At 65.6% G+C, this 15,605-nt stretch carries 18 protein-coding genes; 7 read left to right on the forward strand and 11 right to left on the reverse strand.

The annotated features are described in order from the left end of the window. Window positions 1-57 precede the first annotated feature (57 nt). A complete protein-coding gene (locus KBY78_RS02660; protein WP_255142231.1) occupies window positions 58-2,061 on the forward strand; it encodes an ATP-binding protein in 2,004 nt (667 codons plus the stop codon). On the opposite strand, the gene kaiC is transcribed toward KBY78_RS02660, so the two are convergent. From kaiC to KBY78_RS02675, 3 genes are all read right to left on the reverse strand, one after another. Continuing rightward, window positions 2,058-3,602, reverse strand: coding sequence for a circadian clock protein KaiC (gene kaiC, locus KBY78_RS02665; protein WP_006171918.1), 1,545 nt, complete (start codon window positions 3,600-3,602; stop codon window positions 2,058-2,060). The two genes, KBY78_RS02660 and kaiC, sit on opposite strands and share 4 nt — an antisense overlap. 76 nt (window positions 3,603-3,678) lie before the next feature. Next, a complete protein-coding gene (kaiB, locus tag KBY78_RS02670) occupies window positions 3,679-4,017 on the reverse strand; it encodes a circadian clock protein KaiB (RefSeq protein WP_037979872.1) in 339 nt (112 codons plus the stop codon). Next, the gene (locus tag KBY78_RS02675; protein WP_255142213.1) at window positions 4,014-4,901 is read right to left on the reverse strand and encodes a circadian clock protein KaiA; all 888 of its coding nucleotides are present in this window, start codon (window positions 4,899-4,901) and stop codon (window positions 4,014-4,016) included. Before KBY78_RS02675 ends, kaiB begins: the two co-directional genes overlap by 4 nt. A 176-nt stretch (window positions 4,902-5,077) precedes the next feature. Between KBY78_RS02675 and rplU the strand changes: the two genes are divergently transcribed. Both rplU and rpmA read left to right on the forward strand, forming a co-directional pair. Beyond that, on the forward strand, window positions 5,078-5,491 hold the full coding sequence (gene rplU / locus KBY78_RS02680; protein WP_255142215.1) for a 50S ribosomal protein L21: 414 nt from the start codon (window positions 5,078-5,080) through the stop codon (window positions 5,489-5,491). Window positions 5,492-5,541: 50 nt separating this feature from the next. After that, window positions 5,542-5,808, forward strand: coding sequence for a 50S ribosomal protein L27 (gene rpmA, locus KBY78_RS02685; protein ID WP_006171922.1), 267 nt, complete (start codon window positions 5,542-5,544; stop codon window positions 5,806-5,808). 51 nt (window positions 5,809-5,859) lie between these two features. Here the strand turns inward: rpmA and KBY78_RS02690 are convergent, their stop codons facing one another. Continuing rightward, a complete protein-coding gene (locus KBY78_RS02690) occupies window positions 5,860-6,639 on the reverse strand; it encodes a methyltransferase domain-containing protein (RefSeq protein WP_255142217.1) in 780 nt (259 codons plus the stop codon). A gap of 62 nt (window positions 6,640-6,701) precedes the next feature. After that, entirely contained in the window at window positions 6,702-7,457 is a 756-nt protein-coding gene (locus KBY78_RS02695) for a queuosine precursor transporter (protein ID WP_255142219.1), read from the reverse strand. Window positions 7,458-7,525: 68 nt separating this feature from the next. Between KBY78_RS02695 and truB the strand changes: the two genes are divergently transcribed. After that, a complete protein-coding gene (gene truB / locus KBY78_RS02700) occupies window positions 7,526-8,449 on the forward strand; it encodes a tRNA pseudouridine(55) synthase TruB (RefSeq protein WP_255142221.1) in 924 nt (307 codons plus the stop codon). Between the two features lie 70 nt (window positions 8,450-8,519). Next, entirely contained in the window at window positions 8,520-9,293 is a 774-nt protein-coding gene (locus KBY78_RS02705) for a YebC/PmpR family DNA-binding transcriptional regulator (protein ID WP_255142223.1), read from the forward strand. 5 nt (window positions 9,294-9,298) lie between these two features. On the opposite strand, the gene KBY78_RS02710 is transcribed toward KBY78_RS02705, so the two are convergent. Then, complete coding sequence (locus KBY78_RS02710) at window positions 9,299-10,072, reverse strand: glucosamine-6-phosphate deaminase (RefSeq protein ID WP_315856630.1); 774 nt, start codon at window positions 10,070-10,072, stop codon at window positions 9,299-9,301. A 54-nt stretch (window positions 10,073-10,126) separates the two neighbouring features. After that, on the reverse strand, window positions 10,127-11,512 hold the full coding sequence (locus KBY78_RS02715; RefSeq protein ID WP_255142225.1) for a SpoIID/LytB domain-containing protein: 1,386 nt from the start codon (window positions 11,510-11,512) through the stop codon (window positions 10,127-10,129). 113 nt (window positions 11,513-11,625) lie between these two features. On the opposite strand from KBY78_RS02715, the gene KBY78_RS02720 reads away from it, so the two are divergent. Both KBY78_RS02720 and psbV read left to right on the forward strand, forming a co-directional pair. Further along, window positions 11,626-12,588 (forward strand): ribonuclease Z, encoded by a 963-nt coding sequence (locus KBY78_RS02720; RefSeq protein WP_006171929.1) that lies wholly within the window; start codon window positions 11,626-11,628, stop codon window positions 12,586-12,588. 117 nt (window positions 12,589-12,705) lie between these two features. Then, window positions 12,706-13,227, forward strand: coding sequence for a photosystem II cytochrome c-550 (gene psbV, locus KBY78_RS02725; protein ID WP_037979876.1), 522 nt, complete (start codon window positions 12,706-12,708; stop codon window positions 13,225-13,227). 91 nt (window positions 13,228-13,318) lie between these two features. Here the strand turns inward: psbV and KBY78_RS02730 are convergent, their stop codons facing one another. The 4 genes from KBY78_RS02730 to KBY78_RS02745 all read right to left on the reverse strand — a co-directional run. Beyond that, entirely contained in the window at window positions 13,319-13,705 is a 387-nt protein-coding gene (locus KBY78_RS02730) for a hypothetical protein (RefSeq protein ID WP_255142226.1), read from the reverse strand. Between the two features lie 64 nt (window positions 13,706-13,769). After that, a complete protein-coding gene (locus KBY78_RS02735; RefSeq protein ID WP_006171932.1) occupies window positions 13,770-14,069 on the reverse strand; it encodes a ferredoxin in 300 nt (99 codons plus the stop codon). Window positions 14,070-14,211: 142 nt separating this feature from the next. Beyond that, window positions 14,212-15,153, reverse strand: coding sequence for a 50S ribosomal protein L11 methyltransferase (prmA, locus tag KBY78_RS02740; protein ID WP_255142227.1), 942 nt, complete (start codon window positions 15,151-15,153; stop codon window positions 14,212-14,214). An 11-nt stretch (window positions 15,154-15,164) separates the two neighbouring features. Further along, on the reverse strand, window positions 15,165-15,605 hold a 441-nt coding region (locus KBY78_RS02745; protein ID WP_255142228.1), incomplete at its 5' end, for an ACT domain-containing protein.

Genomic DNA, 15,605 nt, shown 5'->3' on the forward strand with positions numbered 1-15,605 from the left:
GTGAACGACGCCTCACCTTCCCCGACCCCAGGCGCCGACAGTGCCGGCGGCACGCCGTTGCCCCAGGGTTGGTGGGAGCAACTCAACCTCTGGTGGGCGGAGTTCAGCCTTCAGACCAAGCTGCTGGCGGTGGCCACCCTGGTGGTGAGCCTGATGATGACGGGCATCACCTTTTTCGCGCTCAATGGCATCCAGATGGATGCGCGCATGAGCGACACACGCTTCGCCCGGGACCTGGGCCTGCTGCTCTCGGCGAATGTGACACCGCTGGTGGCGGAGGGCAACGACCGGGAACTGGCGGCGGTCGCGGAGCGCTTCTGGCGCTCGAGCCGCAGCCTGCGTTACATCTTCTTCGCCGATCCCGAAGGGGTGATCTACCTCGGGATTCCAATCAGCGCCACCAACGGCGGCAGTGAACTGCTGCTCAGCCGCAAACTTGAACTGCCAGCCGAGCTGCAACGCCGCCCCCAGAACCCCCTGATCCGGCAACACCTCAGCCCTGATGGCCAGGTGACGGATGTGTTCGTACCGATGGTGAGCGAGGGGCGCTATCTGGGGGTGCTCGCCCTCGGCATCAATCCCAACGAAGCGGTGCTCGCCAGCGCGGCCCTCACCCGCGAAGTGACGGTGGCGGTGTTCATCTCGATCTGGGTGCTGGTGATCCTGGGAGCAGTGTTCAATGCCCTCACGATCACCCGTCCAGTGAAGGAATTGCTGAGAGGTGTGCGCGCCATCGCCGGTGGCGATTTCGAGGCACGCATCTCCCTGCCCGTGGGTGGCGAGCTGGGGGAACTGCTCAATGGCTTCAATGACATGGCCTCCCAGCTGGAGGACTACGACGCCGCCAACATCGAGGAGCTCACCGCTGCCCAGGTGAAACAGCAGAGCCTGATCGCCACCATGGCTGATGGCGCAGCTTTGCTCGATGGCGAGGGACGGATCGTGCTGGTCAATCCCACCGCCAGGAGGCTGTTCCGCTGGGAAGGCCGCAACCTCGAAGGCAACGAGCTGGGCAGTGAACTGCCCGATGTGCTGACGATGGAGCTGCAGGGGCCGCTTGATTCCCTGGTGAGCGGGGAGAAGGACAGTGCTGATGTCCGCTGCAGTTTCGGCGAACCGCCGCGCACCCTGCGCATCGTTCTGCAGACGGTCAAGGACGCCGCGGGGGAAAGCCTGAAGGGCATCGCCATGACCGTGCAGGACCTGACGCGGGAGGTGGAACTCAACGCCGCCCAGAGCCGCTTCATCAGCAACGTGTCCCATGAGCTGCGCACGCCGCTGTTCAACATCAAGAGCTACGTGGAGACGCTGCACGATCTTCGCGATCAGCTCAGCGAGGAAGAAACCCAGGAATTTCTGGCGATCGCCAACGCCGAGACCGACCGCCTCACCCGACTGGTGAACGACGTGCTCGATCTCTCGCGGCTCGAATCCGACCGCACCTGGACACTTGAGCCGATGGAAGTGCGCCCGGCCATGGAGCAGACCCTGCGCAACTACCGCCTCAACGCCGAGGAGAAGGGGGTGCAGCTGGAGCTGGAGGTGGATGCTCACCTACCCGGAGTGCGGGGCAACTGGGATCTGCTGCTGCAGGTGTTCGACAACCTCGTGGGCAACGGGCTCAAGTTCACCCCAGCCGGGGGCCGCGTGATGCTGCGGGCCTACCCGTGGCCCGATTCCTGCCATCTCGATCCAGCCAACCTGCCGGCGCTGGACGCCCCGAGCTGTGAGCTCAGCTCACCCCTGCCAAGGCTGCGGGTGGAGATCGCCGACTCGGGCACAGGCCTTTCGCGGGAAGATCAGCTGCGCCTCTTCGAGCGCTTCAAACGGGTGGAGAACGCTGTTCACACCGAAGTGGGCACAGGGCTTGGTCTCTCGATCGTGCGTGGCATCCTTGAGAAGCACGGCACCGCGATCCAGATGGCGAGCGAGCCCGGGGTGGGAACCACGTTCTGGTTCGACCTGCCCCTCGAGCAGGCCGACAGCGATGAATTGATGGTGGAAGGAGAACGCCGCTCCCAGCAGGCCCGTCTGGCGCAGCCGAATCTGGCAGGGGTCTAAAACGACTCCTCACCTTCGAAGCTGCGCGCGATGCGTGAGAGCTCGGTGCGCTCGTCGGTGGTGACCCGATGGGGAACACCACTGATGATGCGCTCGAAATTGGAGAAGGAATCCCTGATTTCAGGGCCATTACCGGTGATCACAAACTCGCGGATGCCCTTGTCATGCCAGGAACCCCGCATTTTGAACACGTTGATGGCACGCGCCATTTCGCCACGGATTTCCACGTACTGAAGCAAGAGGATGGTGTCTGTGATCGTGGAGATGTGGGAGTCGGTGATGGAGTGACTGCCCATGAACTCCTCCGATGTATTCGTGAAGAAACCGGCGATCTCCTCCTGCTTGGCATAGCCGGTAACCCCGATCACGAATTGGCGGAAAGCGTTGTGGCTGACGCCCCTGGAGAGCGCCGAGAGGGAATCGATGGCCATCCGTGCCGGCTTGAACTGAGCGATCTCCGTTTTGATGATCTGCAAGTGGTCTTCCAGGCCGGTGGATTCCGGGTAGGCGCAGATGATCTTGAGCAGTCCATCCTGCTCCATCTGCTCGAAATCGATACCCCAGCTGGTGGCATTGCGCAGCAGCTGTGCCCTTGACTCTTCATAGGCAAAGAGGATGGCACGTTCCTTGTTGTTGTAGGCATCTTCAACGAACTTGCTAACCAGCAAGGTTTTACCCGTGCCGGTTGCACCGGTTGCAAGGATGATCGAATCCTTGAAGAATCCGCCACCACACATCTCATCGAGCCGCAGCACACCTGAACTGATGCGCACATTTGAGGAGCGCTGAGTGAGCTGCATCGCCCCGAGTGGAAAGATCGCAACTCCATGGGCTCCCATGGTGAACGGAAATTCACCCTTCATATGGGTGGTACCTCGTAGCTTGAGAATTTCCACGGTGCGCCGCCGGCGTTCCCCTTCAAGCACATTACGCAAGATGATCACATTATCCGAAACGAATTCTTCGACGCCGTAGCGGGCTATCGGGCCATATTCGTCGATGCGCTCAGTAGTCATCACGGTGGTGACACCGATTTCCTTCAGCCTGGCGATCAGGCGAAAGATCTCACGCCGCACCACCGATACGGCATCGTACTGCTGAAAGACGGCGGTGATGGAATCAATGGCTACGCGCTTGGCTTTATACTTACGAATGGCGTAGTTGATCCTCTCGATCAATCCGGACAGATCGAAATTACCGGCCACATCCTGGCCGTCTGGGTCGGGAGAGGCGTCCAGGATGAAAAGCTTGCCTTGGGCCACCAGTTCCTGCAGATTCCAGCCGAAACTGGCGGCATTGCGGATGATATCGAGAGGAGACTCCTCAAAGGTCACGAAGATCCCGGGCTCGTCGAAATGACGGATGCCGTTGTGGAGAAAATGAAGGGAAAAAACAGTCTTCCCCGTGCCCGAAGTGCCGCTAATCAGTGTGGAGCGCCCGATCGGCAAGCCCCCCTGACAGATGTCATCGAGGCCTTCCACGCCTGTGGGCAGCTTCTGCAGCTTCATGCTGGGCTGGCTGACGGCATTGAAATCCTGCATGGGGCCTTGAACTTAGGCCCAGAATCTAGGGCCCGGACTGGCTCAGGACGAAAAAGACAGCAGTGATCTAAAGAATTCAGATTTCATCAGACTCGTCCATCATCTCGTCAGCGATCTGGCGGTCGGTGAGCTCGTCGTAGAGAAGGTCGAGACCGATCAGCACCCGCTCGCGATCGGAGAGATCGCCGATGATCCGGCGCACCGGTGGCGGCAGGATCTTGGCCAGTGTGGGGGTCGCCAGGATCTTGTCTTCTTCGGCCAGTTGCGGATTCTTGAGTACGTCAATCACCTTGAGAGCGTACACACCCTTGAACTCCTGCTCAAGAATCAGACGCAGCGTCTTGAGAGCCCGCATCGAATTGGGGGTATTGCCAGCAACGTAGAGCTTAAGGATGTAGGTCTTCTGTGGACTCATGATTGCACCTGGGATGCGGTGATGATCTTGGCGACCATTCCTTCGCTGGGCTTGTCCGTGACCTCCGGAGGGAGTGAGCGTCGATACATTTCGCAGAGGTGGGCCATGACATCAAGCAAGGCCAAACGATAGTCCTTGAGGAAATCCTGCTTGTGGCCTTCAAGTTGTAGTTTTTTCCAGAATTCGTCGATCATGTCCACATGGATTTCCACTGTTTTAGTGATGGGAAGATCGCTGAAGAATGCCGTATTCACGAAGCTTTCCAGGGCCTGATTGGCAGCTGCTGGATCTCGAAAATAGCTGATCAGCAGGTCTCGGTATGTTCGCTGCAGGGAGCGCAGCAGCACCTTTCGCTCAGCCGCAGAGAGATTGCGCAGAAAGCGGGAGGAATCACGCTTGTAGAAAATTCCAAGGTAGCCAAGCCTCTCGCGCAGGCGGTGGGGCAACCTCCAGTTCGACTGATCACTCTCCCCAGCATGGGAATCGCTGGCGTCGAGGTTCCCCCCCGATCCGCTTGAACTTCTGCGGCGAAGACAGCGGGAAATGGCTGCATCAAGACTGTAGCTGAGCTGCTCCATCTGATCAGGAGGGAGATGCACTTCGTCCTGGAAAAACTCCATCGGCCCGCTGAGCTGGCCCAGCACCACCGCCGGCAGGATCCGGCCCTGGGCCCGCAGGCGCTGGAAAGCCTCGATCGAGAGCACTCCGGGCTCCAGCAGAACCGCATCGAACTGTTCCCAGCAGCGCTCCAGCTCGGCGGCGGGATCCTGCTGCAGACCCAGCTCCATCAACTCGTAGCGTCCCTGGGGCAACCAGGTGCTGCAGGCCTGGCGCAGCTGCTCATCGCGGATCAGCGAGGCCACGGTGAGCGCCGGCTGGGTCATGGGGAGAGGAGCAGCGGCAGCGGTTGACAGACCTTAGTGTTGACGAGCCGGCAGGCAAAGAGAGATGATCGTCGCTTGTCGATTGAATGGTTGTGCGACAGGCCTGAACAGTGGTGAGTTGGTGGCGGCGCAGGCCAGCCTCCACCTCCACTGGCCTGTCCACGCCCCCTGAGCCCATGAGTCAAGCCACAGAGAGCCCCGCTCCCGAGAGTCCAGCCACCACAACGGAGAGCAGCGCTCCTGTTGCCGCCAGCACCGACCTGTACGCCATTGCCGAGGCCTCCGGCCAGCAGTTCTGGTTCCAGCCGAACCGCTACTACGACCTCGACCGCATCGCCGCCGAGGTGGATGAGACGGTGACTCTGGAGAACGTCCTGCTGGTGCGCGACGGTCAGGGCACTAACCTCGGCCACCCCTACGTGAGCGGCGCCACCATCGAGCTCAAGGTGCTGGCCCATCGCCGCGGTCCAAAGATCCTGGTGTACAAGATGCGTCCGAAAAAGAAAACCCGCCGCAAGAACGGTCACCGTCAGGAACTCACCCGGGTGATGGTCCAGTCGATCAGCGTCAACGGCAAGGCGATCGCCTGAGCTCCAGCGCTTCAGTCCACTTCTGAATCCTTCCACCAACTCTCCACCCCATGGCCCACAAGAAAGGCACAGGCTCCACACGCAACGGACGCGACTCCAATTCCAAGCGTCTCGGCGTCAAGCGCTACGGCGGTGAAACCGTCACCGCCGGCTCCATCCTCGTGCGCCAGCGCGGTACCTCGGTGATGCCTGGCGTGAACGTCGGTCGTGGCTCGGACGACACCCTCTTCGCCCTCGTGCCCGGTGTGGTGAGCTTCGAGTCGATCAAACGCGGTCTGCGCGCCCGCAAGCGTATTCACGTGGCTGCAGCCGTCTGAGGAGGCAGGCCCCGGCCGGGGGCAGAGAGAGCCCCCCCCCTTTTTTTCTTTTCATCCCATCAGCCGATAGGCCCGGGTGGTGATCAGGTAGGGGTGGAAGACCTCCAGAAACCGGCTCTGCAGGGTGCGGAAAAACCGCTCCACCAGAGCCGGATCATCGAAGTGGAACGGATATTCCCCGTTAAAGCCCTGGAAGAAATACCAGTTGAGCAGGGCTATGGCCCCGGTATTCATGTGGGCGGCGAACAGCTCCAACTGCCCAGCTGGATCACTCAGATGCTCCAGCACATCCAGGCAGACCACCGTGTCGAACTGCTGGGGCAGGCCTTGATCGCCAAGATCGCGGCATACCTTCAGCCGATCGCTGAGCCCGAAGCGTGCGGCCCGCTCCGCCACAAACGCGCGGTTGTGGGGGTTGAGGTCCACGAACCAGACCCGCTCCACCTCCGCCAGAGCCGCGGCCGCCAGGGCATGGGTGCCGATGCCACCACCGAAATCCAGCACCGTTCCGCGGGCGTAGCGGGCCTGCAGACGCAGGGTGTCGCCGATGTAGTCCGCACTGCCCAGGTGCCAGGCAGCCAACTCCAGCAGGTGTCCGGTGCCCACGGTCTGCTCATAGAACGCCTCCACCCGCTGAGGGTCGAAGCCCACCGCACCGGGATGCAGGGAGGCCAACTCCGCGCAACTTTGCGGCAGGCGCTCCTCGAGCTGCTCGGCGGTAAGGCCCAGATAGGAGGCCAGCTGCTGACGCAAGGCAAAGCCATCGCCAAGAAAGGCCTCCAGATCAAGACCATCACAGACCGCACCCCTCTCTCCCTCCAGAGTCGCCACTGGGCAGGGCAGGGGGCTTACAGCTTCAGGCAAATCGGCTCGTTGCTGGAACTGAAGCCAGGCTACGGGGAGCCCAGATCCTCAAGCTCCGCGCCGGCACCGGGCACCGCCAGCCAACGGCGCAGCCAGGCCACCAGCAGATAGAACGGCAGGGTGTCCAGCAGGGCTGCCACCAGCTTGAACAGGTAGCCGCTGGCGATGAAGCTCCCCAGCTGGGGCAACACCGCCTCCTCGGCCCTGAGGGGCAGCACGTGGGCGGCATAGTGGCTGATCAGCACCACCGCCGTGGTGTCCACCAGCTGGCTGATCAGGGTGGAGCCGTTGTTACGCAACCACAGTGCCCGGCCGGCGGTGAGTCGCTTCCAGAAATGGAACAGCCGCACGTCGGTGAACTGGGCGGCCAGATAGGCCACCATCGAGGCCCCCACCGCCCCGAAAGCCAGGGTTCGCATCTCGTAGAACAGCGGTAGCCGCTCCCCCGCCGCCGCCAGCGGCAGCCCGGCGCTGCCCCCATGTCCATCCAGCCCCGGCAGAATTCCCCCCAGCCAGAGAATCAGCACGATCCAGCCGTTGAGCAGCAACCCCACCCACACCAGCTGGCTGGCCTGCCGTTCCCCCCAGATCTCGCGGATCAGGTCGGTGCAGAGGAAGGTGATCGGGTAGGGCAGGGCCCCCACCGCCACCACGATCGGCCAGCCGCCGATCGAGCCCAGGGTGAGAAAGCGGGTGAGGCCGAGGATGTTGAGCATGCCCATCGTGCCCAGGAAGAGGCCGGCCAGCACGAGAAAAGCCAGATCACGGCGCTGCTGCAGGGTCACGGGCGAAAGAGGGAACGGGCGCTCCTCCCAGCCTGCAGGCCCGGGGCCCGGATGCAACAGTGCCTGCCATGACCACATCCGGCTGCCGCCCCAGCACCCAACAACAGCCCCAGGCACCCTGCGGGTTCCTGATTCTCGACAAACCGGCCGGCCTCACCTCCCATGGCTGTGTGGCGCGGGTGCGCCGCCGTTATGGCCTCAAGCGCGTCGGCCATGGCGGCACCCTCGATCCGGCCGTGACCGGTGTGCTGCCCCTGGCGCTGGGGCCTGCCACCCGCCTTCTGCCCTACCTCGATGGGGCCAAGGCCTACCGGGGGGTGATCCAGCTGGGCCTGTCAACCGACAGCGACGACCTCAGCGGCACTGTTCTGGAGAACCGGCCGCTGCCGTCACTCAGCCGGCAGGACCTGGAGGCGGCCCTGGACCCCTTCCGCGGGCCGATCCTGCAACGCCCGCCCCAGGTGTCTGCGGTGCACGTTCAGGGGGAGCGGGCCTACGCCAGAGCCCGCCGCGGAGAGCACTCGGACCTGCAGGAGCGAGCCGTCACGGTCGAGCGGCTGGAGCTGCTGGGCTGGGAGCCCAGCTCGGGGCGCCTGGAGCTGGAAGTGCGCTGCAGCGCCGGCACCTACATCCGCTCCCTGGCCAGGGATCTGGGTGAGGCCCTCGGCTGCGGTGGGGCCCTCGCCGAGCTGCGCCGCACCGAAGCCCTGGGCTTCACGCTCAGCGCTGCCGTGGGCCTCGAGGAGCTTGAGGCAGAGCCGCCGCCGCCGCCCCTTGCTCCCCTCCGTGCTCTGGGCCACTACCCCGCCTTCACCCTGGAGTCTGGCGATCTGGTGAGCTGGCGCTGCGGCCGGCGCCTGGCCGGCCCCGCCCACCTGAGCGAACACCAGGTGGTGGTGGTGCTGGATCCGGATGGCAACCTGGCAGGGATGGCCAGGGCCGGCCCAGACGGCTGGCTCCAGCCCAAGCTGGTGCTGGAGGCCATGGGCTGATCCCCTCAGGGCTGCCCCTGCTGCAACGTGGCTCCCGGCCACGTCCCCACTCTTCATCGATCGATCCGCCATGGCCGGCCACAGCAAGTGGGCCCAGATCAAACGCCAGAAGGCCGTGGTCGACGCCCGGCGCGGAGTGGTCTTCACCCGACTGGGGCGGGAGATCACGGTGGCGGCCCGCCATGGGGCTGATCCCGCCGGGAACTTCCAGCTACGAACTGCCATCGACAAGGCCAAGGCCGCCGGCATGCCCAGCGCCAACATCGAGCGGGCCGTCGCCAAGGGCTCAGGCCAGGGCGGCGGCGAGGCCGATCAGTTCGAGGCGGTCCGCTACGAGGGCTATGGCCCCGGCGGGGTCGCAGTGATGGTGGAGTGCTTCACCGACAACCGCAACCGCACCGCCGCCGACCTGCGCCTGGCCTTCAGCAAGCAGGGTGGGAACCTGGGGGAGAGTGGCTGCGTCGGGTACCTGTTCGAGCAGCAGGGGGTCGTGCGGCTGGAGTCGCCGGTGCCCAGCGAAGAGGACCTGCTCGAGAGCCTGCTGAGCCTGGAGGATCAGGGCGGTCCGCCGGTGCTGGGCTACAGCCTGGAGGGGGAGAACGCCGAGGTGTTCTGCGGCTACACCGACCTGGAGACCCTCCAGCACCACTTGCGGCAGCTGGGCTGGCCCGTGCTCGACTGGGAGTTGCGCTGGGTGTCCTCCGCCCCCTGCCGGCTGGAATGCGACGACCAGCTGCGTCGCTGCCTGCGCATGCTCGACGCTCTGGAGGATCTCGATGACGTGCGCAGCCTCACCTCCAACCTGGAGGCCGACGCCGACCTGCTTAATGCCGTGATGGGCTGAGCCCCTCAGCCCTCCAGGGCGGCGCGATCGACGATCAGGCGCAGTCCCGGATGGCCCTGCAGCCAGCTGGCCGGCAACGACGGCCCGGGGGGCTCCCTCAGCAGCCGCGCCAGGATGCCCGCCTTGGCCGCGCCGCTCACCACCAGAAGGATGCGCTCGGCCCCCAGGATCTGCTCCAGGCCAAGGGTGATCGCCCCGGCTGGCACCCGGGCCGGATCCCCCCCGAAGGCCGCCGCGTTCTGACGGCGGGTGGCGGCGCTGAGGCTGAGGCTGCGGCTGGGAGCGTGGGGACCGCAGGGAGGCTCATTGAAGCCCACGTGGCCGTTGCTGCCCAGCCCCAGCAGCTGCAGCCCGATACCTCCCGCTGCCCCAACGGCTTCGGCATAGCGGCGGGCCTCGGCGACGGGATCCGCGGCCAGGCCATCGGGGAGCTGCACCCGTGCCGGCTCCAGCCCGAGCGGTCCCACCAGCTGGCGATCCATCTCCGCCGCGAAGGAGCCGCAATCCGTCGGCCCCAGTCCCACATATTCATCAAGGTTGAAGCTGCACCAGCGCTGACGCACCGCATGGAGCTGATCAGGCGGCAGGGCCAGCAGCCTCGCCACCAGGGCGGCGTAGACGGGCTCCATGGTGCGGCCGGTGGCCAGACCCAGGGGTCGCATCAATCCACCGCTGAGCTCCTGGTGCAGGAGTTCAGCAACGCGCCCGGCCAGGGCAGACGGCTGCTCGAAACACTCGAAGCGGCCGGCCAACCAGTAGGGAGAAGCAGGCGTTGGCACCGGAGGCAGGCGTGGTGATCAGCCGCTCCGCCGCTGCAGCCGCAGGACCGGTGCTCAGGAGCCTCGCCCAGCGACGGCTCCCGACGCCAGGGGGCCAGATCCGGCCCGTAGCGGTTGCACCTCAACTCCGCGGTAGTAGTGCTGCAGGATCTGCTCGAATCGGCGGCCCTGCTGGGCAAGCGCATAGGCGCCCCACTGGCTCATGCCCACCCCGTGGCCGAAGCCGCGGCCCACGGCGATGATCACCGGCGAAGGCGGAGCCAGGGGCCGAGGAGGGGGCGAGGCCAGCAGCGAACCCATTCCCACTGGCAGCGGGGTGCCGCCGGCCAGGGCCCGTGGGGTGAAGGTGAAGGGGGCCGCCTCAAAGCGCACCAGGGTGCTGCGCAACCCCAGGCGGCTGCGCAGCTGGGCACCCGTGAGCACCAGGGCTCCGGACGGTCCGATCACCCGCGCCTGGCGCACCCGGCCGCTGCCCGTGGTGGAGAGGATGTCGATGCGGCTGGCGCCGCCGATCTCGGCAAAGGCGCCGGCCAGCAGCTGGGGGGAGAGGGTTTTCTCCCAGCGGGCCACGGGGCTGGAGTCGTCGTAGTCAGGGACGCTCACCAGGTAGGGCAGCTGGCGCGACCAGAGATCACCGCTGTTCTCGGTGCTGCCGCCGCTGCTGCTGTGGAAGACGGCATTGATCAGGCTGTTGCCATGCATCAGCACCAGACCCTGGGTGCTGCGCACCGCCTCGCGGGTGGAGGCGGTCTCCGCCTCCAGGCCCTTGTAGGCCTGACTGGTGACCGTGGCGTGCAGATCGAAGGGGGCCGAGGGTTTGCGCTGGCGCAGGGCATAGGTGCGGGCCGCCACGGCCTGGGCTCGCAGAGCCTCCAGCGGCCAGCTGGCGGGCATCTCACTGCCCACCACGCTGGGCAGATAGGTTTCCAGAGCAATGACGTTGATGGCCCTCAGCTTCGAGGCTTCAACCCTCACCTGCAGCCGGCCCCTGTAGCGGCGGTTCTCGATCTGCAGGCTGGCAAGGCCGCCCGAAACAGGCAGGGGCTCCAGCCAGAGCTCGCTGAGGCTGAGGGCACCAGGACTGCCCTGGGTCACGGCCGAAGGCTGGGCCTGGATCCGGCCACCGGCCTGGCGCAGGGCGAGGGTGGCTCCGGCAGGCATCCGCAGCAGCTCCCCACCCCTGGCGTCGCGCAGGCGCAGACCACTGCTGCCCGCCACCCGGATCGCCGGCAGGTCCAGCAGCAGAACCCGCATCTGAGGATTGGTGGCCCGGCTGGCCATCAGGGGCTCGAGCCCGTCGAGGGCCGCCACGGCCTGGGCCACATCCCCGGCCGCGGCCGGGGCTCCTGCCAGCCCGCCTGGCCCCGCCAGCAGCGCCTGCGGCAGCAGGGCCGAGGCCAGGAGCATGGAGCGGAACCGACCGGTCTTGGGAACAGCCATCAACGGCAGCAGCCATGAAACGTGCGCGCCATTGTGACCAGCACATCCCGGCAACGCCAGAGCCGACCTGGACAGAGCCTGACGTGGCAGCATGCGCCAAAGGGTCATCCGGAGTGCAAGTCACCTTCCTGGGCACCAGTTCGGGTGTACCCACCCGTTCCCGCAATGTCTCAGCGGTGGCTCTGCGCCTTCCCCAGCGGGCCGAGCTCTGGCTGTTCGACTGCGGCGAGGGAACCCAGCACCAGTTCCTGCGCAGTGAGCTGAGGGTGTCGCAGCTGCGGCGCATCTTCATCACCCACATGCACGGCGACCACGTCTTCGGGTTGCCGGGACTGCTGGCCAGTCTCGGACTGGCCGGAGCCTGCAGCGGCGTCGATCTCTACGGCCCTGATCCCCTGCGCGACTACCTCGAGGGCGTGCTGCGCACCTCCTCGACCCGGATCGGCTACCCGCTGCGCACCCACAGGGTGCACAAGGCCGCCCACAGCGGGGCGGTGCTGCTCGACGACGACGACCTGGTGGTGCGCTGCACCCCGCTCACCCACCGCATCCCGGCCTACGCCTACCGGGTGGAGCAGAAACCCCGGGCCGGCCGCTTCGACATCGAGAAAGCCCGCGAGCTGGGCATCCCGCCGGGGCCGGTCTATGCCGAACTCAAAGCCGGTCGGGACGTGTGCCTCGACGACGGTCGCATCATCCGGGGAGAGACCCTTTGCGGTCCTGACCGACCAGGTGCGAGCGTGGTGTATTGCACCGACACGGTGTTCAGTGAAGCGGCGGTGGAGCTGGCCCGCGGCGCCGATCTGCTCATCCACGAATCCACCTTCGCCCACAGCGAGGCGGAGATGGCCTTCCAACGCCAGCACTCCACCAGCACCATGGCCGCGCAGACGGCAGCGCTGGCGGGGGTGAAGCAACTGGTGCTCACCCACCTCAGTCCGCGCTACGTGGCCGGCAACACCGTCACCCCTGACGACCTGGTGAACGAGGCCAGGGCGATCTTCCCGAACACCCTCGTAGCCAAGGACTTTCTCAGCCTCGAAGTGAGCGCCGAAGGCGACGGCAAGACCCCATAAGGGGCCGCCTGGCAACGGTGATCGCTGCAACAGTTCTTGATCCCCGGCCGGCGGGCCCTTCCCCCGTGATACAAGGTCTCAGGTGCGGTGCCAACCGCCTTTTCGCCGGCTCCCTACATGGCCTCTTTCGTTCCCACTGCCCTTCGGGCGGTTGCCCGGACCCTGCTGGTTCTGCCCCTGGCGCTTCTGCTCAGTCTTGGCTTCTGCGTGACTGCTGCCCAGGCCGCCCAATGGGACACCGCCACCCTCACGGTGCCCGGTGACCCGGACGGCAACCTGGTCACCTTCAGCGAAGCAGAGATCAAAGGCGGTCGCAAGCTCTTCAACGACAGCTGCGGCACCTGCCACGCCGGCGGCGTCACCAAGACCAACTACAACGTGGGCCTCGACCCCGAGACCCTCTCGCTGGCCACCCCGTCGCGCGACTCAGTCGAGGCCCTGGTGGACTTCATCAAGGACCCCACCTCCTATGACGGGGAGTACAGCATCGCCGACGTTCACCCCAGCATGCGCAGCAGCGATGTATTCGTGAAGATGCGCGACCTTGATGATGACGACCTGCGCCTGATCGCCGGCTACATCCTGGTGGCCCCGAAAGTGAGCGGCACCCAGTGGGGCGGTGGCAAGGTCTACTTCTGATCCAACTGGCTGAATCCAGCTCCATGCCGTGGTCCTCTGGGCCACGGTTTTTTTTGGCGTTCCGAGCCCCACAGGCTGCCGCAGGCCGTGCTCAGGCCACCTCGGCCAGATCATCGGGGGGGCTCACGTTGGCGGCATTCATGGTTCCTGGCTGCTTGCTGTACCACCACTCCTGCAGGGCCGGGGACAGGCGCTGGGGGAAGAGGGTGAGCACGGTGCAAGTGGGCCTGGCGCCGGGCTGGAGCAGCTCCACGGCGTAGGACGGACAGCGCCTGGAGGCCAGATCAGCCACGAAGCGCCGACCGATACGGCGCCAGCTGGGTTCCTTGCTGCGCCAGGCCAGACGGCAGCAGGGCCAGGGCAGCTCGTCGCGGTCGAAGAGACGGCAGCAGGGACCCAGCACCCGGAAGCTGTACTGGCCGCCCGGGCTGCAGTGCTCGCTGCCGGGCTCCATCAGGGTATCCACCAACGCGGGCATGAAAAAGCCACCCCGAAGGGTGGCAGAAACGGGATCTGGATTCAAGCCAAGCCTGGCCTGAGGCTCAATAGAGCTCTTCTTCGGCGTGGGTCTTGATGGTGCAGTCAGAGGTGGGGTAAGCCACACAGGTCAGCACGAAGCCGGCTTCGATCTGGTCGTCGTCGAGGAAGCTCTGGTCCGACTGGTCGACGGTGCCGGTGGTGAGCTTGCCGGCGCAGGTGGAGCAGGCTCCAGCACGGCAGGAGTAAGGCAGATCGATTCCCTGCTCCTCAGCGGCATCGAGGATGTACTGATCGTCGGGAACCTCGATGGTCTTGTTGAGTCCCTCGCTCTCGTTGATGAGGGTGACCTTGTAGGAAGCCATGGAATGGATTGGGGCTCACAGACTCCTGAGTGTTCAGGGCCTGTAGGACCGCACCGTCCTACATCGGACCGGGGCGCTGACGGCGATCCTGGCGGCGCAGCCCCAGAAGCCCAATCAAAGGGTGAGCACGCATAAGCGTGATTTATGCGACATCTCCAGGGATCACAGCCCGGCACCACTGGATCTCGAGCAGTCCCCAGACGCCCTGGGAGGCCACCAGATCAGCGCTCCAGCCCTCAATGGCCAGCAGCCGGCAGAGCTCCTCGGCCTGATCCACCAGCAGGCCGATGAGCAGGCCAAGGCCGCCTGGTGCCAGCAAGGTCTGGAACTGCCCGGCCAGCTCGGCGATCACGGGCGCCAGGATGTTGCAGAGCAGAAGATCGGCAGGGCCGTCCTCCCCCAACAGGTCCGCCAGCTCCTGAGCCGATCCCTGAACCACCTGCAACGGCCCGCCGGGAACCACGGGATAGCCGTTGAGCTCGCCGTTGCTGCCCGTGGCGCGCACCGCCAGGGGGTCGGTGTCGGCCGCAGCCACGCAGCGTGCCCCCAGGCGCAGGGCGCCGAGGCCGAGGATGCCGCTGCCGCAGCCCAGATCGGCCACCCGCTGATCGATCGGCGCCAGCCGCTCCATCGCCTCGAGGCACAGACGCGTGGTGGGGTGGCTGCCGGTGCCGAAGGCGCTGCCGGGGTCGATCCGGATCTGCTCACGGCCGGCGTGCTCCTCCGGCGGCTCCAGCCAGGCGGGCAGGATCAGCAACCGCTCGCCCACCGGGTCAGGCTGCCAGTGGCGCTTCCAGCTCAGACTCCAGTCCTCCTCGTCCTGCAGCTGCCAGCCCAGGGGCGGCAGGGGGATGGCGAAGGGCTCGGTGAGGCGCTCGAGCTCCCCGGCCAGACGCTGCCGCTCCGGCTCTGGCCAGTCGGCTTCCGGCAGCCAGGCCACCAGTTGGTGGGCACTGGGCTGATCGGGACTGAACTGGATGGCCACCCGGCGGATGCCGAGGGAGGGCAGCTTCCAGAGGAGCGATTCCTCCAGCTCGGGAGGAGCCTCCATCTCCAGACGCCACCAGCGGGGAGCCGGGGACATGGCAGCGGCGCTCAGAGCGTGACCGGATGGGCTTCCTGAATCCCGTTGATCCCGTGAATCGAGATCAGCAGGCTGGGGGGGATCGGATCGTCGAGGCTGAGCACCATCACCGCGTCGCCACGGACGATGCGGCGGCCCACCTGCATCGAGGCGATGTTGACGTTGTGCTCGCCCAGCAGCGAGCCGATGTTGCCGATGATCCCGGGCATGTCGCGGTGGCGCGTGATCAGCATGTGCCGCGTGGGCATCACGTTGACCGGAAACTCATCGATGGTGGTGATGCGCAGGTCGCCGTCGGCGAACACCGCCCCGGTGACGCTGTGGCTGCCGTTGCCGCCGCGGCAGGTGAGCTGAAGGGAGCCGCCGGCGAAGTCGCGGCTGGCATCGTCTTTGACCTCGAGCACGTGGATGCCACGACTGCGGGCTTCGATGCCGGCATTCACATAGTTGAT

This window comes from Synechococcus sp. EJ6-Ellesmere, from assembly GCF_024345875.1.
Classification (GTDB): domain Bacteria; phylum Cyanobacteriota; class Cyanobacteriia; order PCC-6307; family Cyanobiaceae; genus Regnicoccus_A; species Regnicoccus_A antarcticus.